This window comes from bacterium (assembly GCA_036382775.1).
Taxonomy (GTDB): domain Bacteria; phylum Hydrothermota; class Tepidihabitantia; order SM23-42; family JAOAFX01; genus DASVHD01.
Map to the genome: position 1 here is coordinate 42,798 of DASVHD010000037.1, position 23,959 is coordinate 66,756.

At 47.9% G+C, this 23,959-nt stretch carries 17 protein-coding genes and 1 tRNA gene; 11 read left to right on the plus strand and 7 right to left on the minus strand.

The window, feature by feature from the left end; all coding sequences use genetic code 11:
* Positions 1–282: 282 nt before the first annotated feature.
* Together VF399_09740 and VF399_09745 are read left to right on the plus strand one after the other, a co-directional pair.
* Positions 283–1,509 (plus strand): hypothetical protein, encoded by a 1,227-nt coding sequence (locus tag VF399_09740; GenBank protein ID HEX7320618.1) that lies wholly within the window; start codon positions 283–285, stop codon positions 1,507–1,509.
* 18 nt (positions 1,510–1,527) lie between these two features.
* Positions 1,528–2,511, plus strand: a complete 984-nt coding sequence (locus VF399_09745; GenBank protein ID HEX7320619.1) for a T9SS type A sorting domain-containing protein — start codon at positions 1,528–1,530, stop codon at positions 2,509–2,511.
* 79 nt (positions 2,512–2,590) lie between these two features.
* On the opposite strand, the gene VF399_09750 is transcribed toward VF399_09745, so the two are convergent.
* The 5 genes from VF399_09750 to VF399_09770 all read right to left on the minus strand — a co-directional run bounded on the left by VF399_09750 (position 2,591) and on the right by VF399_09770 (position 8,216).
* Positions 2,591–4,693 carry a glycoside hydrolase family 57 protein gene (locus VF399_09750; protein HEX7320620.1) on the minus strand — a complete coding sequence of 701 codons (2,103 nt, stop codon included), beginning with the start codon at positions 4,691–4,693 and terminating at the stop codon, positions 2,591–2,593.
* 158 nt (positions 4,694–4,851) lie between these two features.
* A complete protein-coding gene (locus VF399_09755) occupies positions 4,852–5,514 on the minus strand; it encodes a tetratricopeptide repeat protein (GenBank protein HEX7320621.1) in 663 nt (220 codons plus the stop codon).
* Between the two features lie 75 nt (positions 5,515–5,589).
* Positions 5,590–5,663, minus strand: a tRNA-Arg gene (locus VF399_09760).
* 543 nt (positions 5,664–6,206) lie between these two features.
* Entirely contained in the window at positions 6,207–6,563 is a 357-nt protein-coding gene (locus tag VF399_09765; protein HEX7320622.1) for a response regulator, read from the minus strand.
* A gap of 15 nt (positions 6,564–6,578) precedes the next feature.
* Positions 6,579–8,216 (minus strand): ATP-binding protein, encoded by a 1,638-nt coding sequence (locus VF399_09770; protein HEX7320623.1) that lies wholly within the window; start codon positions 8,214–8,216, stop codon positions 6,579–6,581.
* A gap of 117 nt (positions 8,217–8,333) precedes the next feature.
* Here VF399_09770 and VF399_09775 point away from each other — a divergent pair, with 117 nt between their 5' ends.
* From VF399_09775 to VF399_09815, 9 genes are all read left to right on the plus strand, one after another.
* Positions 8,334–8,939 carry a hypothetical protein gene (locus tag VF399_09775; protein ID HEX7320624.1) on the plus strand — a complete coding sequence of 202 codons (606 nt, stop codon included), beginning with the start codon at positions 8,334–8,336 and terminating at the stop codon, positions 8,937–8,939.
* Positions 8,926–9,957 carry a type IV pilus twitching motility protein PilT gene (locus VF399_09780; GenBank protein HEX7320625.1) on the plus strand — a complete coding sequence of 344 codons (1,032 nt, stop codon included), beginning with the start codon at positions 8,926–8,928 and terminating at the stop codon, positions 9,955–9,957. The genes VF399_09775 and VF399_09780 overlap by 14 nt, the downstream gene beginning before the upstream one ends.
* A gap of 115 nt (positions 9,958–10,072) precedes the next feature.
* Complete coding sequence (locus VF399_09785; protein HEX7320626.1) at positions 10,073–10,900, plus strand: sugar transferase; 828 nt, start codon at positions 10,073–10,075, stop codon at positions 10,898–10,900.
* A gap of 1 nt (position 10,901) precedes the next feature.
* Complete coding sequence (locus tag VF399_09790; protein HEX7320627.1) at positions 10,902–12,167, plus strand: NAD(P)/FAD-dependent oxidoreductase; 1,266 nt, start codon at positions 10,902–10,904, stop codon at positions 12,165–12,167.
* 85 nt (positions 12,168–12,252) lie between these two features.
* The gene (locus VF399_09795) at positions 12,253–12,903 is read left to right on the plus strand and encodes a response regulator transcription factor (protein HEX7320628.1); all 651 of its coding nucleotides are present in this window, start codon (positions 12,253–12,255) and stop codon (positions 12,901–12,903) included.
* A gap of 42 nt (positions 12,904–12,945) precedes the next feature.
* Positions 12,946–15,651 (plus strand): PAS domain S-box protein, encoded by a 2,706-nt coding sequence (locus VF399_09800; GenBank protein HEX7320629.1) that lies wholly within the window; start codon positions 12,946–12,948, stop codon positions 15,649–15,651.
* A gap of 417 nt (positions 15,652–16,068) precedes the next feature.
* Positions 16,069–18,006, plus strand: a complete 1,938-nt coding sequence (locus VF399_09805) for a PAS domain S-box protein (protein HEX7320630.1) — start codon at positions 16,069–16,071, stop codon at positions 18,004–18,006.
* Positions 18,007–18,118: 112 nt separating this feature from the next.
* On the plus strand, positions 18,119–18,574 hold the full coding sequence (locus tag VF399_09810) for a response regulator (GenBank protein ID HEX7320631.1): 456 nt from the start codon (positions 18,119–18,121) through the stop codon (positions 18,572–18,574).
* The gene (locus tag VF399_09815) at positions 18,571–20,499 is read left to right on the plus strand and encodes an HD domain-containing phosphohydrolase (protein ID HEX7320632.1); all 1,929 of its coding nucleotides are present in this window, start codon (positions 18,571–18,573) and stop codon (positions 20,497–20,499) included. The genes VF399_09810 and VF399_09815 overlap by 4 nt, the downstream gene beginning before the upstream one ends.
* Before the next feature lie 379 nt (positions 20,500–20,878).
* On the opposite strand, the gene VF399_09820 is transcribed toward VF399_09815, so the two are convergent.
* Together VF399_09820 and VF399_09825 are read right to left on the minus strand one after the other, a co-directional pair.
* Positions 20,879–21,559, minus strand: coding sequence for a hypothetical protein (locus VF399_09820; protein ID HEX7320633.1), 681 nt, complete (start codon positions 21,557–21,559; stop codon positions 20,879–20,881).
* 239 nt (positions 21,560–21,798) lie between these two features.
* Complete coding sequence (locus VF399_09825; protein HEX7320634.1) at positions 21,799–23,826, minus strand: HD domain-containing phosphohydrolase; 2,028 nt, start codon at positions 23,824–23,826, stop codon at positions 21,799–21,801.
* Between the last annotated feature and the right edge of the window lie 133 nt (positions 23,827–23,959).

Here is a 23,959-nt window from a genome sequence, read left to right on the forward strand (position 1 = left end):
GCATCATACACAATAAATCATTACTTAGATGACATAATAATGCTATATGTATTTTATCGGTTGTCAAGAGGTTCTTAGAGACATGCTCCCAGTTACCCCCTGAGGGGGTATCGATTACCCCTTGACAAACCGGCAATTTTAATTATAATATACTTAAGTGTCAAAATGAATATAATGATAAATAATACAAAATAACGAAAGGAGGCTGCAATACCCTATAAAAAGTTTACGATAGAAGGAAATAAACGGCGCGAAAAACATACAAGGAGGTGTGTAGTGCGCATGAAATTTTTACCCATATTTCTGCTGGTGTTTATCGCCTTTGGCATGGCAGCATGGGAAGCAGTCGGGCCATATGGCGGTTATATCCGCCCGGTCATGGTATCATACAGCAATGAAAATATCGTCTACGCGGTTTCATACACGTACCCTTCAGCGGTCGCTAAATCCACGAACGGCGGCGCCACATGGACAACCGTTGGCTCGATCAGCGGCAACGGGTATTCCGGCGCGATCGATCCCACTAACCAGGACAAGGTCTATGTTGGCACCGGCTCGTATTTTTATCGTACGACTAATGGCGGGACCAATTGGTCCAGCACCTATGTCGCCAACACTTACCCCTACGGCTTGGTCGTCAATAATCTTGTGCCATCGACGATCTATGGCGCGGGCTACGCGTACGACAATGTAAAATGGCGCATGGCGTTCTTCAAAAGCACTGACAGCGGCGTGAGCTGGTCGACCGTGTATCTTTATGACAGTTCGGCCTATGGCTACGGCGTCGCGATAAACCGAACGAACCCCAATATCGTCTATGTCTGCGGGTATTCCTATTACAATAGCACGTATGTTCCCCTCATCTACAAGTCAACGAACGGCGGCACGAACTGGACCCTGACTACGACCGGCATCCCCTCCACCGCCTACTACATCAATTCCATCGCGGTTCATCCCACGAATCCGAACATCGTCTACGCCGGTGCCTATTCAGGAATCTACCGCTCGATCGATGCCGGCGCAACCTGGACCCAGACCAGCACCCATTATTATAACTACGGCATGGCGGTCAGCAGTGCCTCGCCCAATGTCGCTTATGCGGCTGGCTATACTGATATATTTAAGACGACCGACGCGGGTGTCACGTGGGCCACCGCATCAACCGGTTTTCAGGGGTCTTATCCTTACTTCATCGCTATGAGCCATACCGGTACCCAGGTCGCGTATTATGGAGACAATAAGGGCATTTTCAAAACCACCGACGCCGGCTCGAGCTGGTTTGACACTAACAACAACCTGAACATCGGCTCGATCGGCAGTTTCGCAGTCGCGCCTTCGTCCGCTTCCACGATCTACACATCGTTCAAGGAAGTCGGCGTATACAAAACGACCAACAGCTGCACGAGCTGGTCGATCCTGCCCACGCCGGTAGGCTGCGGTAATATCTGCGAATTCGCAGTAAATAATACCAACCCCAATATCGTCTATGCACTAGAGGGGTCTGGCTGAGGCAACGCTGAGCTCTATATGAGCACAGACGGCGGGTCCGTCTGGTCAGCAGCCTTAGAAAGCTATTATACTGACGGCGGCGCGTTGGTCATGGATCCCAATAACAGTTCGGTATTATACAGCGGCGGTTACGTGTATAATCCCGATACCCTTGTGTATACTTATGTGATGGCCGTCTCAAAAACGACCGACGCTGGCACGACTTGGCACCGTGATACCCTGACCACGACTTACGGCATGTGCTACGCGCTCAGGGTCGACCGCACGAATTCCAATATCGTTTACGCGGGCGGCTACAACGGGACGTTGTACAAGAGCACGAATGCCGGAAGCACATGGTTCTTGTCGAACACCGGGTTGAGCGGAACTATCAATGATATTAGGATCGGTTCGACCAAGGCCAACACCATCTATGCCGGTTCATCGTCCGGCGTATTCAAATCTACCAACGCCGGTTCGAGCTGGACCAATACTGGGTGCACGAACGTGTATGACGTCATGATCAATCCGACCAATGAGAACGAGATCTATGCGGCGACCTATACCGGTGTGTACAAGAGCACGACCGGCGGCGGCGGCTGGACACTGATGAATACCGGTCTTGTGAACGTCAATACGACATCACTGGGCATTTATGCTAATAACTACTTGTTTGTCGGCACCGACGGTGGCGGCATGTCTCGATGGAACATCATGGTTGGCGCTGAAGAGCAGAAGACGACCGGGTTTAAGACCATGTTCACGGCCAAACCCAATCCTTCAGATGGCTGGACCAGGATCTCATACCAGGTCACGCAAACAGGAAACGTTAACCTGGCGATTTACGATATCCAGGGGCGGCTTGTTAAAATGCTCGTCAATACAAACCAGGCGCCAGGCACATACAGTGCGGTCTGGAACGGGATCGATGAACAGAGTAACCGCGTAGCCAGCGGTGTTTATTTCTGCAGGCTGGATGCCGGTGATGAGCAGATGATCCAAAAACTGATACTGGCGCGATAACTGGATAACACAAGAGCAGAAAAAAAAGCGCCCGGCGTATTATCGCCGGGCGCTTCACTTTGCGCAGGCGATCAGTTCTTTAAACGCTCCAGTTTTGTAGTGCCAGTTCTTTCAAAGAAAGGCTGAACCTCAACAGTGGCGTCCGGTCAAGTTCAATTGTTTTCTCGCGTGCCCGAACCACGAATTCCACGATCCCGGCCTCGCCCTTTCCGCCTTGCGCCTGGTCACGGCTGGGAGCATCGATACCGAGCATCTCATAAGGTACCGATACTTCGATGATCTCACCAACCTTGAACACCACCGCTGCCGGGCAGGCGTCATCGAGCGTGATCTTCAGGTTTTTTGGCTTGTAAAAATCGATCGAGTATTGATAGGCACCGATGTCGTGATTTATAACATCGCACCTGACGTAGACCGCCCGCTCATCAAATCCATAGTGGATCGCCGAGAACAAGCCGGCAAAACGCTGCATGGTGCCGCCCATCCGTTTGACTTCGGCGCGGCCGGCATTGAACCATTCGTAGAAATGCGTAACCCTGCCGTCGATCACGGGTTTTATACGGTCGATCGGCGGCTGCGAAAGTGTATCATCCTGGGTGTTTATCGAAGAGAACAGTTCGTGCGGGCGTTTCTCGCCGATCCGGTTATAGATCCAGATCGCAGTGAGCCTGAATAACTCGTCAAATACTTCGCCGGTGACCGAGAAAAAATCGTCGCCGAACCACCAGTACCAGTCGCTGCCCTCTAGAATATAGAACCGATCCCAAACGGCGGGATCGGTTATGTTCTTCTCGACCAGTTTTTCCCTCAAGTCCTTAAGCACCTTCCATGCTTTATGATCCTGAGGTCGACCCATCCAGATATTGAAATTCGCGCCTATCCATGATCCCGGGAACAATTTCGTCAGTTTATTCTGCGCGCCGTGCGCATGCAGATAGTCCGAAATGGTGGTGGTCGTGACCTTCTCCTTGAGCAGCTCCTCGTACAGGCAGTCAAGGAACTCCGAGCCGTCGCCCGCGAAGAATTCCCAGGCGTTTTCGCCATCAAGAATTATCGGCAGCAGGAAACTATCGAACTGCGACAGCGAATTCCCAATTGTCTTGATCCGCCCGACCAGATCCTGCGCCGCCTTTTTCTGATCCCAGGTGTTGTAGTTAAAGGCGATCATGTCGGACAGAGTATGGTCCCTGAAGATCATTTTTACCTTGCCGATCTGCCATGGCTTGTACAACTGGGCGGCATTGGTCGGGATGCCGTTCTCGTCCCGGCGGAATGACGCACTGAGCGACCGGGCGAGGATCTCCTCGTCCGCGGCGATCCATTCCACGCCCAGATCGGAAAGGATCGGGATCAGTTCCTCGCATACGCTGCCCTCGGAAGGCCAGATACCTGCGGGCTTTTTACCAAAACAATGCTCGAACAGGGCGATACCCAGTTCCAGCTGGCGACGGGCGTCTTCGGGGTGTTTGAATTGGAACGGTATATCAAGGTTGGGATTGGCGACCTTGGCGAGGTCGCTGTTGATCAAAAGCGGAAGGATCGGATGGTACATTGGTGACGTAATAAGTTCGATCTGCCCCGAATCATAGGCTTTTTTATATTCATCGATGATCGATGACAGAATCCGGTTCTGCTGCGCGACGATCCGGTCCTTGTCCTGTTCGTGGAATCCTCTGCCCTGCTTGTAGAGATCGCTGATCTCGTCCCGGAATATCGGATCTATCCAAACCAGGTTGGCCCAGACCTGCAGGTCCCTGAATTCATCTACCGTGAATCCTTGAGCGACCGCTGCCAGTTCATCATCAACGATGTTCTTTCCCCGTTTCATCAGCAGTGAAAAATACCGGGGGTATGGTTCTATCATGGTCGTCCAGTTGGCAAGGAAAAAATCGCGCAGGATCTCGGTTTTTTCCTCCACGGTCAGGTCGCCGGCATCTTTCCGGAACAGTTCGAACTGACGGTCGGTGCACGCGCCCGAGCCGTAGTCCTGGATCTGCTTGAGCAGGGATGGCGTGAAGTTGAACGTGGCGCGAATACCCGGAAATTTCTGGATGTGCTTGAGCATGTCCAGATAATCCTTGAGCGCGTGCAGACGCACCCAGGGCAGGGGCATTACTCGGTCATCGGGTTTGGAATAGATCGGCTGGTGAAAATGCCAGAGAAACGCGACCTCAATATTCATGGCGCTGCGCTTACAGCGAATAAAACGAATGACAGCGAATTAACCGAATCCTTTCTACGAATGGAGCAAATGACAGCGAATTTATCGAATCCGAGCATTCTTTTTCGTTCAGCTCATTCGTCTTTAAATTCGTATTTTCTCATTCGCAATATTCGTGTTTATCTATTGAAGTACCCGATGTAGAATTTCGCGTCGTTGGTGATATCTGGAGGCGGGTTCTGCGTCACCAGGTCTTTCAGGATCGTTTGCGCTTTTTCATACTCGCCCTGAATGCCGCTGATCCGTCCGTAGGCGAGAAGTGACTGGAAATAAAAAGGCGAAGTCTTATCCTTGATTATGCGGGAATAGTACCCAAGGGCTTTTTCGTATTCTTTCAGGCCTTCGGCCGCGCAACCGGCCGCGTACTGCGCCGACGGCGTAAGCAAGTAGTCATTCTTCATGTTGCCCAAGAATTTATCGAAGTAATCCAGCGCCTCGGCGAACTGCCCCCGGTAATAGTATATTACGCCCAGGTAATACAGAGCGATCTTGCCGGGTCTTGTGTTCGAGTACTTTGTGCTGAGTTCGGTCAGTACCTGCTCCGCGTCCGGGAACCGGCCCTGGGATATCATCCCGATCGCCTGGGTCTGCATGAGTTCGGCTTCCGGTTTCTGCACTTCGCTTTTTGACGTCATATAGCCGAAAAACACGATGGCCGCCACAACTCCAATGCCGACCCAGATCGAAGTCTCCTTGTGGCGGACAATGAACTTGATCGCCTTCTGCATTATGGATTGGAACTCGTCTTCGGTCTTGACCCCGCGCTTCATATCTCTAAACATGTTTTATTCTCCTTTTTTTTCAATCACCTAATATCCATCTTCTATTATCTAACAACTGTTTTCCAGTTTCAACAGCACCCCTGACCCGATTCGAACGGGTGGCCTGCGGTTTAGGAAACCGCCGCTCTATCCTGCTGAGCTACAGGGGTAAAGAGGGGCGCTGCCCCCCTTTTATCCATTCACTTTTTAATACACACCCATTAAAAACTTCATGGATACCTTGAATTCCCCCGTCGGCTTTTCTTACACGCCCGGGTGATAACTCTATGCCTCCGCTACCAGAACCAGCAGCTAACGCTGACAAGCTATGCAGTTTCAATGGAGGGGCACATCCTCTTATAATCCCGCATATTCAAAATGCCACTATTTAAAATGCGGAGCTTTTCTCCATTCATAATTATTTATTTCGTCCTCACCCCCGTATCAAGTACGGGGCAGGCTCTTACCCTCTCCCACCAAGGGAGAGGAAATTGAGGAAGCAGAGACCTCGGATCCCCCGCTACCGACGATCGCTGTCATTGCGAGGAACGCCAGTGACGAAGCAATCTCCCGTCTCGTTTATGATTATTATATCTAATGGGTTTTGAATGTCAATCCGCGCCGTAAGATTCGTTTTTCTCTTTCTTCGATATCTCAACGACACAAGATATTGCATCAAAGCTGACTAAAAGCGACGGGTCCGGGTTAACGTATTAGATTCCGATCAGCTCAAAAACTTTTGCCCTCAGTTCGGCGATATTCACGGGTTTGGTAATGAAAGCGGCAATGTTGGATGTGCCCACGACAACGTCGTCCTGCATCAGGCGGTATGCTGAACAGATGATTATCGGTATGGTTTTGTTTCGCTCGCGGATGCGTTCGATCGCCTCCAAGCCATGCGTCCCCGGCATCTTGATATCGATGATCAGCAGGTCGAATTCCTGCATGGTCACAAGTTTTACGGCCTCGCGGCCGTCACTTGCCTCGGTCATTTCGTAATCGCCCTTCAGAATTTCGCGCAGCAACAACCTAATCGACGCTTCATCATCACAAACCAATATCTTCTTCATCTTGCACCTCGCTTTTTATTGCCGGGGCAAAACAGCCGGACCCTTCCGCAGCATGATATTGCAGGTGGTTCCTTCCCCGACTATGCTGGTGAATTCGATTTTACCGTTATGCTCATCAATGATCTTTTTCACGATGGCAAGCCCCAGACCCGTGCCCCGCTCTTTGGTTGTGTAGAAAGGTGTAAAAAGGCACTTCAGGTCCTGCTCGGCTATGCCCTGACCATTATCGCTCACCTTGATTATGGTCCATTCATCATTCTCCGCAATTTCGATCTCGACCTTGCCTTCTTTGCCGATCGCATCAAGGCTGTTTTGAAGAAGGTTCACGAAAACCCGGCGCAGCGACTCATACTCGCCCTGCACTACGGGTTTGGAGATTCCTTTAATGCGGATATCGGCGGCAAAATGCTTGACGATGCCCTCGATCAGACCCCTGACATCGACGTCCTTCATCTGCAGCTGCTTGGATCGAACGAATCCAAGGATGTCGTCGATTATATGGTTGATCCGGTCGGCTCCGTTGCGGATTTCACCGCTGTAAAGGTCGATGCTGGCGGGATCCCGGGTCGTGGCCAGCAGTTGGGCAAAACCAGCGATCGCGGTCAACGGGTTGCGGATCTCATGGGCTACCCAGCTTGCCATTTTGCCCAGGTAGCTCAACCGTTCCGATTGTTTCAGCTTTTCCTCAAGCGCTCGCACCTGGGAAAGATCTTTGAATACCACGACACAGCCCGTAACCGAACCCTCCGGCCTGTAGATCAGTGAAGTTGAAAATCCCAGCGGTATCGGATCGCCGCGGCGGTTGCAGATATCGATTTCGTCGCGGCCGATCGCCTTGCCGTCATGCAGCGATGGTTCGATTTTATCCCATAGCGGCTGCAGTTCTTGGACGTTTTTTATATTATACCCTTCGGTATCGTCTTTCTTCAAACCCAGCGCTCGTTCGGCTTCCGGATTTAGGGTGGTGATGACGCCGTCGCGCTTGATGACGATAATACCGCTCGGGACGCTGTTGATGATCCGTTCATGGTAAATTCTCAATTCGATTTCTTTGGCGATTTCTTTATCGATGATGTGTCTCAGTTCTATATTTTTCTTTTCCAGTTCATTTTTCTTCCTGGACTCCCGCCGGACGAATGAAACCCAGAAACTGCTGATAAAAGAAATGATGAACAAAAAGGGAATGCGGATGAGAAATTTAGCGTCAATCAGCGATATCCCGGGGTTTTCGCGGTACAGCAGCCAGCCGTAAAATATGCTGATAACGATGGCGATGACGAAACTGCCACCGATATTCTGTCCGATCGCCGAGATGAATATGACCAGAAAATAAACAAGATAAAAATCGGTCTGTATGCCTTCGGACAAGTATATCGCCAGCGTGATGATGAGGATATCGAACAGTAAAACAAAGAACGACGACACCGGCCGGTTGATGATCTTCGTCGGGATGAAATAGAAAATGACATTGGACGCGAAATATATCAGGGCAATGACATAGCCCGGCGAATCGATGCTCAGCCCCCGTTTCGAATAGGTCATGATCAAGATGGTCGCCAGGATGAGCACGAACCTTAAAAACAACATGATGCGTTTTGGAGAGCTGAATATCTGATGGTTCATCTCTTTTGCCGCGCTGTCGTCTTGCGTCATTTTACCCGGTCCTGGGGAAGTATATACGAATACCGAGTGAAGTCAATCATAACTTGACAACGGCCTCCGTATATATATAATTCAGACAGGAGATTGGACCTTAATAAAGGAGGATCCGTGAAATCCCGAATCGGTGAGATGCTGGTCAATCACGGTATTATCAGCGAAAATCAGCTGCAGCAGGCGCTCGACCTCCAGAAAGAGCAGAATAAACGGCTCGGCGAGATCCTCATCGATCTCGGTTTCATTAAAGCCAATGACCTGATGTGGATGCTCAGCGAACAGGCAGCGATACCGTTTGTCGATCTTCACCCTGAAATGCTCGATTCCCAATTGATCAACAGCTTTCCGGAAAAAATATTGTATGACAATTGTATCCTGCCCCTGTACGCAACGGATGACTCCATTTATATCGTGCTGGGCGACCCGGCAAATACCGCCGGTATCAATGCCATTATAGAATACACAAAAAAACAGATCGTCACTGCTGGCGCCGTACCGGGAAAAATTCTCGAATTGCTTGATAAATTCTATTTGTCACAGCAGACCGAGGCGATCATCGACGGCGAGTTCAAGGGCAAGATAAAAGTCCTGATCTGCGATAACAAGGCGACCGTTGAGTTCACCGATGAAAAGGGCGCCGTGGCAAAACGTAAATTGCCAGTCGAGGTGAAAATACACATCGGCAAGTTCAAGGATGAAATAGACGATGCGAGAGATTGACGGCCTGCTGAAGTACACAGTTGAAAACAAGGCCAGTGACCTGCATATAACCGCGGGTTCGCCGATCATGGTGAGGATCCATGGATCCATGATACCGGTGGACCCAAACTCCATAAGTCCATCAAAAGCGTATGAGCTGGTGCGTCCGGTTTTGAGCGACGAACAATTCGCCACTCTGGAAAGAGACAAAGAAATAGATTTTTCCCTGTACATCGAGAGCATCGGCCGCTTCAGAGTGAATATTTTTTACCAGCGCCATGGCATCGGCGCCGTTATGCGCGTGATACCCGAAAAGATCCCAAGCATGGATGATCTCGGTCTGCCCAAGGTCATCAAAGAGCTCATTGACCTGGAAAACGGCCTTATCCTGGTCACGGGACCAACCGGCAGCGGCAAATCAACCTCTCTGGCCGCGATGATCGACTATATTAATACCAACCGAGACGGACATATTATCACGATCGAGGATCCGATCGAATTTATGCATAGTTCCAAGAAATGTATAGTCAACCAGCGGGAAGTCGGAACGAGCACGCGATCCTTCAGTAACGCGCTGCGCAGCGCTTTGAGAGAAGACCCGGACTATATACTGGTGGGCGAAATGCGGGACCTGGAAACGATCGCCCTGGCTCTAACGGCCGCCGAGACCGGGCATCTGGTATTTGGAACACTTCATACTTCGAGCGCGCCCAAGACAATCACCAGGGTGATCGATGTGTTTCCGACCACGCAGCAGGACCAGATCCGGGTCATGCTGTCCGAGTCGATCCAGGGCGTGATCGCCCAGAAATTGTACCCGCTCAAGGACGGCCAGGGCCGGGTCGCGGCGTTCGAAATACTCATTGCCAACCAGGCCGTGAGGAATATCATTCGGGAGGAGAAGATCTTTCAGTTGGAATCGGTGATCCAAACCGGCCGGCAGCTGGGCATGCAGGTCATGGAACAGGCAAAGCGAAAGCTCGTGTCCGAAGGTAAAATATCACCCGAATTCCTTGAAGAACGGATGACCCTGTATTAAAAGTTAAAAGATCACGGCCATTTAAACACCAGCAAAAAATAAGTATTTCTACCTAGTTGTTTTCAAGTAGTCTATCTAATTTACTTGTCAAAACACACGCTTACAATAAAATTGTATGAAAAAAGAATTCATTCAATTTTCTTCGTATGCCGGGGAACATTTCCCGCCAGTGAATTATAAACTGCACAGAGACGCAACTATGTGTGATGAATGGACCCGTATTACGCCACGCACCGAGGAAAAAGCGGCAAGAATACGCCCGGCGGAACTGCTAATTTATCATGAGCGTTTGTCCAAGAGAATTTTTGATATCTTACTTGCAGGTTTCGGATTATTCATATCGTCATGGTTATGGGTGTTGATCATTACGGCAATAATCATTGAAGATGGATTTCCGGTTATTATCCGCCAGAAACGAATCGGCAAAGGCGGTGCCCTGTTTAATTCATTCAAATTCCGCTCAATGATCAAAGCGTCATTAAATGAAAAGGTGCAGGTTCAGGCCGCTGAAAATGACCACCGCGTCACGAGAGCCGGCAAAATTTTAAGAAAAACCGCCCTTGATGAACTGCCGCAATTGCTTAATATTCTGTTCGGTGAGATGAGTTTTGTCGGTCCCCGACCACTCTTACCATCAGAGTCGGAAATAAACGGAAATCCCCAAATTATAAATATCGCGTGCATTCCCGGCTATGATAAGAGAATTTTAATCCGTCCGGGATTGACCGGGATATCACAGGTTTTTGCTTCCCGGGATCTGCCCCGCCGGCATAAATTCAAATATGACATTTTATATATAAGAAAGGCAGGGATTGTTTACGATATAAGGTTAATTATTTCGTCTTTCCTTGTGACCTTCAAGGGCGCCTGGGAAAAGCGCTGTACGAAGCTCAGGTTTCTAGAAACAAGAAATAATCACGACCATTATTTAACATCCAATTAATATGAAAAAAGTGTATGACGTGGCGGTTGTCGGCGGCGGACCCATCGGTTCTTATACAGCATACCAATTGGCCGGAAGAGGCTTTAAAGTCTGCGTGTTAGATGAGAAAAAAATTATCAGCGAAGGGGTTATTTGTTCGGGAATAATAAGCAAAGAGGCATTCAGGCGTTTCGATTTACCCCGCGCATCCATATTGACGGACATTGACTCTTTCCGGGTTGTATCCCCCGGGGGTCAAACTCTGGAATATAGGCATCAGAGTCCTTTTGCCCATATTGTTGATCGCGAAAAATTCAACGAGGATATCATGGAAAAAGCCAGGGAAAAAAGCGCGCAGATATACCTTGATCATCGGGTGGACAGAATCGACAAAACCGGCGATTTTTATATGATATCTCATAATGGTGCCGTGCTACAAAGCAAGGCGGTGATCCTGGCAACCGGTATCAAGTATGATTTGCATGCAGCATCGGGTCTGGGCAAGCCGTCCAAATTTCTCTACGGTTCGCAGACCGAAATCCCTTTGTCAATGCCGATTTCGACGATTGAAGTCCATCTCGGTCAAAGTTTTGCGCCGGGATCTTTTGGCTGGATCGCGCCGTTACACAAAGATACGTCGCGGGTTGGCGTTATCGCTGAGGAAAAAGGTAAACATTTATTAATGCGCATGCTCAGGGAAAGAATCAATTATCCCGCTAGTAAAATAAAGATAAACATGATAAAATCAAAACCTATTGTCTTTGGTCCGATCAAGCCCAGCGTTAACGGCATGCTTTTAGCGGTTGGCGAGGCTGCCGGGCAAGTAAAAACAACGACCGGCGGAGGAATATTTTTCGGATTACTGTGTTCAGAAATTGCGGTTGATAAATTGACCGCGACATTAAAAGGTAAATATGTATTAAATGAATACGAAACTGCCTGGCGGCAGGCTCTGCATGCAGAACTCGAAATCGGGATGGAGTTGAGAAAAATTGCCGGCATCCTGGGTGACAAACAAGTGGAAAATTTGCTTAGTTTTATCAAAAAGAACCCGGTATTAATTAAGTGGATAATACCGCACATTAAGTATGATTTTCATTCAAACTTCCTGCTGGATTGCCTGAAAGGATTTCAATCATTGCTGGGTTCCTGGCAACCAAAAGCTTTCAGGAATGATGATGTGACCCTTCTACATGTGAATAGTTGTTTAAACTCGAGACCTTTTGCCGAAAAGAACCTTGAACCGGCATTCATACCCTCAGGTTCATGGAGAAATCCTTTAATCTGAAAAAGTCCATCCTCAATCTCTCTTTAATAAGGGAAATTTAAGGTATTTGCCATTGACACTAATTCAGTCTTAGGTATAATCAAACATGTATAATTTAGTGGTTGCCGATGATCATACGCTGGTCCGGCAGGGTCTGCGCAGGATCATTGAAGAGGGCGGCGCATACAAAGTTGTCGGTGAGACCGGGGATGGCGCCGGGATTATTCCCTTGATTCGCCGACTTATCCCCGATATGATCATTCTTGATATTTCACTGCCCAATCTCAGAGGGATTGAAGCAATCCGCAAGATCATCAAAATCAACAAAAAGATCAAAATCCTGATTCTAACCATGCATAAAAACGAAGAATATGTGTACGAGAGTTTGACCAACGGCGCCCATGGTTATCTGCTGAAAGAGGATGCGGACAGTGAATTGATCAAGGCAATCAGCATGATTCAGTCGGATAAGTTATATATATCTTCATCCTTCAGCAGCGACATCATCAAAGGTTTGGTTCAGAGAAAAAACCATAAAAGCGTCAAGTCACAGTTCAGGATCCTTTCCGTACGTGAAAGAGAAGTCCTCAAGTTGCTTGCTGAAGGAAATTCCAGCAAGAAGATAGCAGGTCAATTGAGTATTAGCACCAGGACGGTTGAACATCACCGCCTGAATATCATGAAAAAACTAAAAATCTCGAATATCGCGAGCTTGGTTCAGTATGCCATAAAGGCAGGACTGGTCGACCTGGCTTAACAATTTTTATAGAATTTCCTTTTGGACAAAAAGACAACAACTATGAAGAACAAAAACGGCAGACACAGTATACCCAACCGCGTAACCCATGACCATGCGGAAAAATATGTCGCCATTTTGCGCGAGCTTCCGGATATTGTTTATAAGATTGATCCCAAGGGTTATTTTACATTCATAAATAAGTCAGTAAGCGTCCTGGGTTACAATCCGGACGAAATTATTGGTAAGCATTTTAGTAAAATAATCCATCCCGAAGATGTAAAGTTATTCAGCCGGAACTATGTTTTGCCGAAGTACAAAGGAAAATCGACCGGAGCTGCAAATGCCCCAAAGTTGTTTGACGAAAGAAGAACCGGCGAGCGAAGAACAAAAAATCTCGAAATAAGACTGATCCCAAAAGACTGGCGAAAAGCGAAAGATTCCAAAGCAATTATCGGCATGGTCATCGCTTTCGGTGACGTGAGTGCCGGCGGATATTATGGTCTTGACACTGGTGACGGAAAACGGAAGTTTCAAGGGACCTTGGGGATTATCCGGGACATCACCGATCGCAAGCGGCTTGAGGACGCGCTGAAGAAGAGCAGAGAATATTTCCTCACCCTCACTGAAAATTCTTCGGACATTATCATTATTTTGGATAGAAAAGGGACGATGACTTACGCGAGTCCCTCGATCGAGCGTTTTAGCGGATATAAAAAAGAAGAATTGATCGGCAAAAGCGGTTTTGGTTTCATTGTAGCCGGTGATCTTCCGAGAGCTATTTATGATTTTGGCAAGGCAATACTAACAAAAGATGTTATCATCCCCAATGTTTTTCGCATTCGACACAAAGACGGGTCAGAACGCATTTTCGAGGGGCTGGGTAAGAATCTTTTGGATAATCCGGTAATCGCGGGTTTTGTTATGAATGTCCGGGACATCACCGATCGCAAAAAAGCGGAGGAAGCATTAAAAGAAAGCAGAGAAAAGTATCGCTGTTTGGTCGATGGTATGCATGATGGTCTGATGCAGGTTGACAATGACGATCGCATCCTTTTTGTGAATGAGCAGATTTGTAAGATACTCGGTTATACTATGAAGGAACTCCTGGGTCAAATAGGCTATAAAATATTTTTCAGCGAATCTGATCAGAAACTTATAAGAAAATACAACGAGAGACGGCTTAAGCAATTATCCGATAAATACGAAATAAGGATGAAGAAAAGATCAGGAGAGTTCATCTGGGTGCAAATACGTGGTTCGCCGGTGATCGGACCTAATGGTACTGTCTTAGGTTCGATCGGTGCAATCGCTGACATTGACCAGCGCAAACATGCCGAAGAAGCCTTACGCAAATCCGAAGAGAAATACCGCGACCTGGTTGAGAACATAAACGATATTGTCTTTGCTACTGATCTAAATGGTATTGTTACTTACATAAGTCCGGTCATCGAATCACTCGGTGGCTACAAACCCGCTGAAGTAATTGGAAAACCTTTTACTGATTTTATTTATCCGGAGCATCTGTTATCTGTTAAAAGACGATTTCAAGACCTGATCGACGGGAAACAGGAGCCGGCTGAATACAAAATTTTAACCAAGTCAGGAGATGCCCGCTGGGTCCGAAGTTTCAGCAAACCAGTCTATAAAGAGCATCGTTTTATGGGCATTCAAGGTGTCATCACCGATATTGACCAGCGCAAACAAATGGATGAAAAACTGCAGTATCAGGCTGATATGCTTGCGAATGTCTCCGACGCCATTATCTCTACGGACCTTGACTTTAAAATTCGTACCTGGAACAAAGCGGCCGAGAGAATTTACGGTTGGCAGGCATGGGAAGTGATTGGTAAACCAGTAGGTAGAATCACCCGGCTCGTTTACCCGAATGATCAGCAGAATAAGGTCGTAGCGAAGTTCTTTAGACAAGGATATTGGCAGGGAGAAGTCATTCAGACAAGAAAAGACGGCACAAAACTCAATGTGCTGACGGCCGTTGCTTTGATGAGAGACAGCAGCGGAAACCCGGTTGCGGCAATTGCCGTAAACCGTAATGTAACCGAAAGAAAAAAGACTGAGAATGAATTGGTGAATGCATTGAATGAATTGAGTAAGCAGCGGACTGAATTAAATATCCTCACAAAAAAAATTATCAATGCCCAGGAAGAGGAGCGGCGTTATTTAACATCGGTAATCCATGACGAATTCCTTCAGGGGATTGTTTCGATATTATATTTTCTGCAAACGTTCGATGTATCATCACTGGGCAAAGAGGTTGGGGATCAGAAAGAAGGGCTTATGAAAGCGGTCAAGGATTCGATTGAAAAGGGCCGTGCCTTGATCACCGAGACCGAGCCAATTCGCGAATTAAGCAGCGGATTGATCGAGGCGGTCAAAAAGACAATTGCTTTGCGGTTCAGCAACACCGCGGTCAGGGTCCGATTTATTCACCCGAAGAAAATGCCGAGACTTGAAAGGGATATCGCAACCAGTGTTTTTCGTATTGTTCAGGAGGCGTTGTTCAACATCCAGCGGCACGCTAAAGCGACTTCTGTCCTGGTGAGGATATCAGTTAATAACCGTAATTTTGATGTCGAAGTGAGAGATAATGGTGTTGGTTTCATTCCTGAATTAGTCGCGGGAAAAAAGACCGGTCACTACGGTCTGCTCAGTATGCAGGAGCGAACTCACTTGCTCGGCGGTGACCTGGTTATTATCAGCAAACCAGGCAAGGGGACGATGGTAAAATTCAAATTTTCTTCTTCTTAAGTTTTTGGATTTGATCTTCTAAAGTTTGATTTGTAAATTAGAAATACTATCCAGATGTATGGGGATATTATTCTTAATAAGCTTGTTTAAAAATCGGTGGAACAAATGTAGTCGCAACCTTTAGGTTGCGAAATAATTTTAACATCTATTAACTCAGCTCGCCGGTCCAGAAATATTCACCGAAACAGTGCTCTATCTAATTATAATCCCCCTTCACCCCTCTTTAAAAAAGGGGGATATAAGGGGATTTATATTTCAGGTGGATTAGGTGGACAAGGATTCATAGGTATATGTACCTACATTAAGACTGGTATTATGCGATATTGTTCTTTCGGCTTTTCCCATGTATCATATTCAAAGAGAAATATTATGAAAGCGGTAAACAAGAATAAGACAAAGACTGAACTGATAAAAGAATTGAACGAACTGAAAAAACGAATAGAAAAAGTCGAAGCATCAAAAGCAAAGCTCAAACAAGCGGAGGAAGCACTGCGGGAGAGCGAAGCCAAATTCAAGCGCTTATACGATTCCAACATCATTGGCATTATTTTCTGGGATACTGCCGGAAACATAACACGCACGAACAGCGAGTTTCTTCGAACAGTTGGTTATACGGAGGAGGATGTCATTACGGGCAGAGTACGCTGGAAGGACATGACCCCGCCGGAATATGCGCCGCTTGATGAAAAAGCATTAAGAGAAATGGGGAAAACGGGTGTTTCCGTACCCTTTGAAAAGGAATACATCCGCAAGGATGGCCGCCGTGTTCCGGTCGTCATAGGTGCAACAATCTTTAAAGGGCAAAAAGATATCGGAATATGTTTTGTTCTGGATATCACCGAGCGCAAAAAGGCAGAGGAAGCGCTGCGGATAAGTAAAGACCGCCTGCTCTTTGCAACCGAGGGCGCCAATCTCGGGGTTTGGAATTGGAATACCGTAACCGGCGAATTAATCTGGTCGGACAAGTGCAAAGCGCTTTTTGGCATACCGCTTGAAGAAACGATGAGCTATCAACGCTTCCGTGATGCATTACACCCCGATGATCGCGAGAGGACGGATAAGGCGGTAAAAGATGCGCTCGACAATCACGAAGATTACGATATTGAATATCGCGGCCTCTGGCCTAACGGCAGCATCCACTGGCTTGCGGCAAAAGGACGCGGTTTTTACGACGCAGCGGGCAAAGCTGTACGGTTGGAAGGCGTAGTGCTGGACATCTCCGACCGCAAGCGGGTGGAGGAGGCGCTCCGGCTCAAGAACATCGTGTTCGATTCCTCCATCGCGGCGAACAGCACTGCCGACAGCGACGGGAATATCACCGAGGCGAACGAAGCTTTTCTACGCATATGGGGCTATTCTGCCAAGGACGAGGTCGTCGGAAAACCGATACTGCATTTTTTGCAGAATAAAGAGGAAGCTGTCGACATCATAACTGCGCTCAACGCGTCCGGGAAATGGAAGGGAGAATACACAGCCCGACGAAAAAACGGTACTACGTTCATTGCATACGGCCTGGCAACCGACCTGAAAGATTCGACCGGTAAGTTGATAGGGTATCAATCCGCCGTCATCGATATTACGGAACGCAAGAGGGCGGAGGAAGAATTAAAAAGAACCATGACCGATTTGTCACGTTCGAACAAGGACCTCGAGCAGTTTGCCTATGTCGCGTCCCATGACCTGCAGGAACCGCTGCGCATGGTGGCAAGTTTCACCCAACTTTTGGAAAAACGTTATAAAGGGAAACTTGATGCTGAAGCGGATGAATTCATTGACTATGCGGTGGGTGGTGCCAATCGCATGCAGCAACTCATAAATGATTTGTTGACCTATTCCCGTCTGGGCATAAAGGGCAAACCCTTCGAATCCTGTGATTGCCATTCGGTGCTCGGTCGGGTGATCGTCAACTTGAGAACAGCAATTGATGAGAATAAAGCACTAATTACTAACGATGACTTGCCGGCCGTAATTGCCGACGAGACGCAAATGATTCAGTTACTTCAAAATCTGATTGGTAATGCCATCAAGTTCCGCAGCAAGGAATCACCCCTGATTCACGTCTCTGCCCAAAAGAAAGATAATGAGTGGATTTTTTCAGTCCGCGATAACGGTATCGGTATTGAACCTCAATATAAAGAAAGAATATTCGTGATCTTCCAGCGTCTGCATGGAAAAGAAGAGTATAAAGGCACGGGCATTGGTCTTGCTGTTTGTAAAAAAATTGTGGAGCGCCACGGTGGTCGCATCTGGGTGGAATCAGAATTGGGCAAAGGCTCAACCTTCTATTTCACCATGCCTGAAAGGCCGCTGGCCGCGATGGAGAAAAAAAATGTCCGTGATGAAATATTATTGTAACCAGCTGTCTGCAGATATTTACTGCGGTCACTTTTTGGTAAATAGGTTCTGTGTGAATCTACGCTGTTGTTTGTGTGCATCTGTGATATTGCGTAGCAGGTAAGGAGGTAAAATGAGCAACAAGGTGATTGGCGAAATGATCCAAATCCTGTTGGTTGAAGATAACGCCGGCGATGTGCGTCTCGTAAAAGAGGCTCTCAAAGAAGGAAAGATACACGTTGAAATGGACGTGGTACAGGATGGCGTGGAAGCACTCGCATTTCTTAACCGGAAGGGAAAGTATACGAAAGTGCCCCGGCCGGACCTGATCCTTCTCGACCTGAACCTGCCCAAAAAAGACGGCCGCGAAGTGCTGGCCGAGGTCAAAGCCGACGAAGATCTCAAACGTATTCCGGTGGTAATTCTGACGATTTCCAAAGATGAAGAAGATATCATTAAGAGCTATAATCTGCATGCTAACTGTTACATTACCAAGCCGGTCGATCTCAAGCAATTCATGAAAGTCGTCCAGTCAATCGAAGATTTTTGGCTAACCATTGTTAAGCTGCCGCCTAACGGCGCGAAATGATCAGCGAAAATATCAAGATCTTACTCATCGAAGACAATCCCGGCGATGTTCGGTTGATAGAAGAGATGTTAAAAGAAGTCATGCCGAATAGGTTTGATATGATTAAAAGCCGGACTCTTGAACATAGCATGAAGAGTCTTCAAGAGCAACAATTTGATGTTATCATATTGGACCTTGGTCTGCCGGATAGCCAGGGTATCAATACTTTTGAAAGGTTACTTCCCAATACAAGAGACGCCGCAGTCATTGTCGTGACCGGTCTTGCCGACGAAAAGGTTGGTATTCAGGTAGTAAGGAATGGAGCTCAGGACTATCTAGTAAAAGATAACATAAATGCGAACCTGCTTGGTAAATCACTGCAATATGCGATCGAACGCAAAAAAGCCGCGAAAGCGCTTTTGGGGAGTGAGCGACTTCTCAAAGAAGCGCAAGCCCTGGGAAAAATCGGCAACTGGGAGTTTGACCTGGCCACTCAAAAGATTGCGTGGTCGGATGAAGTTTATGTTTTGTACGAACGTGATAAGAGTCTCGGACCTCCGACCGCAGAAGAAGAGGCTGAGTACTACTCTGAGGAGCAAGCGAAAAAACTCCGTGAATACACGAAACTGGCGGTTGAGACCGGACAGGAATTCGAGTATGACCTTGTTACTAAGCTGCTCGATGGGAAAATTTGCTTATTCCATGCATCAATGCGTCCCGTAAAGGATACAGGCGGTCGGGTCGTTAGACTTTTTGGCACCGTGCAGGACATTACCGAGCGCAAGCGTGCCGAGGAGACACTGCGTAAAGTGATACGTGCGCTCAAAACACTCAGTCAATGCAACGAGGTTCTGGTTCGCGCCACTGATGAATCAGAACTCCTGCAGAAGATTTGTAAGGTCATCGTTGAGGTCGGCGGCTATCGAATGGCTTGGGTCGGGAATACCGAAGAGGATCAAAAGATGACAGTCCGACCGATGGCTCAGACTGGTTTTGAAAACGGATATCTTGAAGCGCTCAGAATTACCTGGGCTGATACCGAACTCGATCATAGTCCCATCGGCACTGCAATAAGAACAGCCAAACCGTGCGTTTGCCAGGATGTCTTCTCTGATCCTGGTTATACACGCTGGCGCGACGACGCGGCTAAGTTTGGTTATGTTTCACTGATTGCCTTACCGCTGATTACCGACCAACAGCCTTTCGGCGCCCTGAATATCCATGACGCAGAGCCTGATGCCTTTGATGACGAGGAAGTCATGCTGTTGACAGAACTCGCGGACGACCTGGCTTACGGTATTAAAGCGTTGCGGATGCGGGTTGAGCGCAGAAAAGCCGACGAACAGCTTAAACAGAGCGTCGAGAGGCTGAGTGCCACTCTGGAAAAAACGGTCAGTGCGCTGGCATCGACCGCCGCAAAAAGAGATCCCTATACCGCGGGTCATCAGCAGCGTGTCACTCATCTGGCAGTTGCCCTGGCGTCGGAAATGGGCTTACCGCAGGACCAGATCGACGGTGTGAGAATTGCCGGGTTGTTGCATGATATCGGCAAAATTGCGGTGCCGGCGGAAATTCTAAGCAAACCAACGCGGCTGACTGAAGCGGAATTCAACATTGTAAAAAGCCACGCGGAAGTTGGTTTTGAAATAATCAAAGGGATCGAATTTCCCTGGCCGGTTGCCAAGGCGGTTCTGTATCATCATGAAAGACTGAACGGTTCGGGATATCCGTCCAGCCTGAAAGGCGATGATATAATTATCGAGGCCAAGATCCTTGCGGTCGCCGATGTTGTTGAAGCAATGGCAAGCCATCGCCCTTACCGGCCGGCCCGGGGCATCGATGTGGCGTTGGAAGAAATCAAGCAAAACCGCGGGGTCCTTTATGACCGGGCAGTCGTGGATGCCTGCATTGATCTCTTTGAGAAGAAAAATTTCAAATTTGACTGAATAATCCAGCCCACCATAAAAATAACCAACAAGCACTGCATTTGTTTTCGCGGACTCTGACGGTATCCAGGGATTGAGCGCCCGCAATATTTAGCTATCGCCCGGCCAGGGGATCGTCTTGCAGGAGTCCGAAAATATTGCCCTCAGTATCCGTGCACTGAGCGTACCAGCCGATACCGGGGATAGGATTTTTAGGAACAGCAATCACACCACCGGCGGTTTTAATTCTAGCGGTATACTCATCGCCCTGTTGGGGTTATCGGCATGGATCTCGAAATGAATTACTCTTGGCATGTATCCTCCTGTTTGGGTATCGATAATAATACATCATGTGTTTGAAAAAATCTGTGACAAGACAAAAAACCTTTTCTCCCGGTTTCTATTTCATCATCTCAATCAGCTCCCTGACATAATGCGAGAGCTGATCATACTGCTTTTTGGTCTCAAGGTAGAGTTGCTTATAGTCGATATTCCGAACCTCCGTTTCCACGGGGGGTTCCAGCATCGACTGAATGGCCAAGATCGTGTCCTCAAGCGCTGGTGATGCCGACGGCTCTTGTTCGGCCTGCTTGATGATATCGACAAAACCCTGTTCCAGCAGCCATTTTCTCGGGTCGATGTATTCGGCAGCCTGTTCCGGCGCCTTCGTCCAGTAGTGGTATGCTTTTTCCATATCGTAATTGAGCTCGGGATAGACCTTGACGATTTCCGCGATGTATTTGTCCGGGAATCTCAGATCCGTCTCGCTGCACTCGAGCAGCGGATAATCCGCGCCCAGCGCGATCAGTTCGTCTCTCTGCTGCGCTTTATCGGACGTGAAATATCCGATGACCGGAGGCTCATTGATATAGAGCTTGCTGCAGACTTTGCTAATGGTCTTGCGGCTGAATATCTCAAGCAGATAATCCACGTTGGATATCACGACATTGATTTCCCCGCGGAAGTGGCAGATTTTTTCCAGCGCGGTCATCACGGAATTCACCGGGATGATGCGTTCCTTTTTCAAAATATCGCAGAGTTTCTTGCGCAGGCCGGTGTTGGCGTCGATTATTATGAGCATGTTATCTCACCTCCTCTATTTTACGACTATATAGAGTCATAGATCCTACCAATAACTCTATTCATTTCTGGCAATAAATCAACCGCTATCCACCTAAATGTAAAACTTCAAGCCATCAGTTTACCCGATTCTTTATGCGATAGAGCAACGGACTAACAAACCACCGATCAACTAAATACATTGTATCCGGAGGATGCTGAAACAGAACAGGGAAGTTCGAGGATTAAAAACCAACAATGTTACTCAAATTTAAAACCTTTTTCTCGGAAAAGTTTCACGCATGAATCGACCACGACCGGGTCGTAAAGAACACCCTTATTGGCAAGCATATCGCCCAGGGCGGCATCGATTCCTAGCGCGGGCCGGTATGGACGGTGGGAACTCATGGCTTCGACAATATCAGCCACGCATAGGATTCTTGATTCCATTAGGATTTCATCGCCTTTTAAGCCGGATGGATAGCCGGAACCATTTAATTTTTCGTGGTGCTGCAAAATATACTTGGCTACTGGCCATGGAAAATCGACCGATTTTATTATATCATGAGCGGCTTTGGGGTGGATTTTGATCATCGCGAACTCAACATCCGTAAGTTTGGAGGGTTTAGTAAGTATTTCCGCAGGGATGGTGATTTTTCCGATATCATGAAGCAGACCGGCAACGCGGATCGCGTTAATCCGGTCTTTCGGTAAACCCATATCCTGGGCGATGGCGCAGGCGAGATGAGTCACCCGGCGCTGATGGCCGGCGGTGTACGGATCCCTCATTTCCGAGGTCACGGTCAGTGCCATAACCGTGCCCTCTAAAGCATTTTCGATTTTCGTAAGGTTAATCATGACTTGTTCTTCAGCTCGTTGGTGCTTAACGCCGGTTCGCAGAGCGGAAATACCGTACGAAATATCGTCTGCCAATTCCAAGAGCAGTTTCTTTTCTTCATCGTCGAAAGTATCCGCGCTGGCGCTGTAGATTGTTAGCGCGCCCATTGTACGGTTGTCGAAAAATAAAGGCAGGGACAGGATCGAACGGTAGGGCTGGTTCGCCGCCGACGGGGGTCCAAAACACGGCTGGCGACCATCCGGAAGTTTTTGACAAACCTGGAACTGCCCGGAACTTAAAACGGACCGGAGGATTTTATTTCGTCCGTTCGGATCCGTTAAATCGATTTTTTCCGAAGCATAATCAAAAAACTCGGAGCCGGCATATGCAACGGGACGGAGGACATCCTTCTCCGCGATCTCAAGCAAACCGATCCAGACTATGGGATATTCCCCGGTTTTTCTGATGATCTGGCAGACATCGTTAAGTAAATCTTTTTCGTCGGTAGCCCGGACTAGACAGCTGTTGCATTCGCTGATGATTTTCAGGGATCGGTTGAGTTTTTGGAGTCTTTCTTCGTTTCGTTTGCGGTCGGTGATGTCCCGGAAAAAACCCACATTGCACGGTCTATTATCAACCGTTAAGGTAGTTGTGTTAATGTCCGCGTATAAAACTGTCCCGTCCTTCCTGAGACATGGAATGTCCGGGGCCAGAGTCTTCTCTCCGCGGGCTTGAGCTTCAAACTCGGCGATTACCCGCGGCAAGTCCTCCTTGGGGTGAATATCTGCCAGGCTCAGCGTTTTCAATTCCTCCTCGGTATATCCAAGCATTCGACACAGCGCCGGATTTGCGTACTTAAATGTCTTCGTTTCAGTGTCGGCAAGCAAGATACCATCGGCGCTTATTTCAAAAAGCGCGCGATATCTTGCCTCCGAATCCCGCAGCGCCTCCTCGGTTCGTTTATGCTCGGCGTTTTCCTGCTGCAGGTTCTCCACGGCATGTTTTAATTCATCACTCCTCCTGGTTACCTCGGACTCCAGCTCTTTCCGGTAATTACTCATCAAGTCGTTGTAGGCTTTGACCTTTAGCAGGGACCGGATCCTGACTAAAAGTTCCGTCTTGTCAACGGGCGTCGAGAGAAAATCATCACAACCGGCTTCAATTCCCTTAATCCGATCTTCCGTTTCCCACAGTATGGTAACCAAAATTATCGGAAGCAGCCGTATTTTATCATCTTGCCTGATCCTGCGGGTAACTTCAAAACCATCCATGCCGGGCATAATTACGTCCAGCAGGATCAGATCGATTTGATTACCGGAAAGTTTTTCCAGCGCTTCCTCACCGTTTGCCGCCTTGACAATTTCATAACCCTGCGGAACAAGATATGCTTCGAGAAGGTCAATGTTTTGGAGCTGATCATCGACAATTAAAATTACTGGATTAGCTTTCATCCTCTACCTCTTTTGAATTTGCCTTTTCATCATATCAGAAAACTCACTTTATATATTGACTGATTTCATTCGCAAAGGTGCGCGTATTTATCGGCTTGCCAATGAATCCGCTGTTAGTTATGTCTCTTATCTC

What these genes read in the sequence shown, in the direction of transcription:
- VF399_09740 (HEX7320618.1), top strand. Translation starts at nt 283, where the DNA reads ATGAAATTTTTACCCATATTTCTGCTGGTGTTTATCGCCTTTGGCATG.
- VF399_09745 (HEX7320619.1), top strand. Translation starts at nt 1,528, where the DNA reads ATGAGCACAGACGGCGGGTCCGTCTGGTCAGCAGCCTTAGAAAGCTAT.
- VF399_09750 (HEX7320620.1), bottom strand. Translation starts at nt 4,693, where the DNA reads ATGAATATTGAGGTCGCGTTTCTCTGGCATTTTCACCAGCCGATCTAT.
- VF399_09755 (HEX7320621.1), bottom strand. Translation starts at nt 5,514, where the DNA reads ATGTTTAGAGATATGAAGCGCGGGGTCAAGACCGAAGACGAGTTCCAA.
- VF399_09765 (HEX7320622.1), bottom strand. Translation starts at nt 6,563, where the DNA reads ATGAAGAAGATATTGGTTTGTGATGATGAAGCGTCGATTAGGTTGTTG.
- VF399_09770 (HEX7320623.1), bottom strand. Translation starts at nt 8,216, where the DNA reads ATGACGCAAGACGACAGCGCGGCAAAAGAGATGAACCATCAGATATTC.
- VF399_09780 (HEX7320625.1), top strand. Translation starts at nt 8,926, where the DNA reads ATGCGAGAGATTGACGGCCTGCTGAAGTACACAGTTGAAAACAAGGCC.
- VF399_09785 (HEX7320626.1), top strand. Translation starts at nt 10,073, where the DNA reads ATGAAAAAAGAATTCATTCAATTTTCTTCGTATGCCGGGGAACATTTC.
- VF399_09790 (HEX7320627.1), top strand. Translation starts at nt 10,902, where the DNA reads ATGAAAAAAGTGTATGACGTGGCGGTTGTCGGCGGCGGACCCATCGGT.
- VF399_09795 (HEX7320628.1), top strand. Translation starts at nt 12,253, where the DNA reads ATGTATAATTTAGTGGTTGCCGATGATCATACGCTGGTCCGGCAGGGT.
- VF399_09800 (HEX7320629.1), top strand. Translation starts at nt 12,946, where the DNA reads ATGAAGAACAAAAACGGCAGACACAGTATACCCAACCGCGTAACCCAT.
- VF399_09810 (HEX7320631.1), top strand. Translation starts at nt 18,119, where the DNA reads ATGAGCAACAAGGTGATTGGCGAAATGATCCAAATCCTGTTGGTTGAA.
- VF399_09815 (HEX7320632.1), top strand. Translation starts at nt 18,571, where the DNA reads ATGATCAGCGAAAATATCAAGATCTTACTCATCGAAGACAATCCCGGC.
- VF399_09820 (HEX7320633.1), bottom strand. Translation starts at nt 21,559, where the DNA reads ATGCTCATAATAATCGACGCCAACACCGGCCTGCGCAAGAAACTCTGC.
- VF399_09825 (HEX7320634.1), bottom strand. Translation starts at nt 23,826, where the DNA reads ATGAAAGCTAATCCAGTAATTTTAATTGTCGATGATCAGCTCCAAAAC.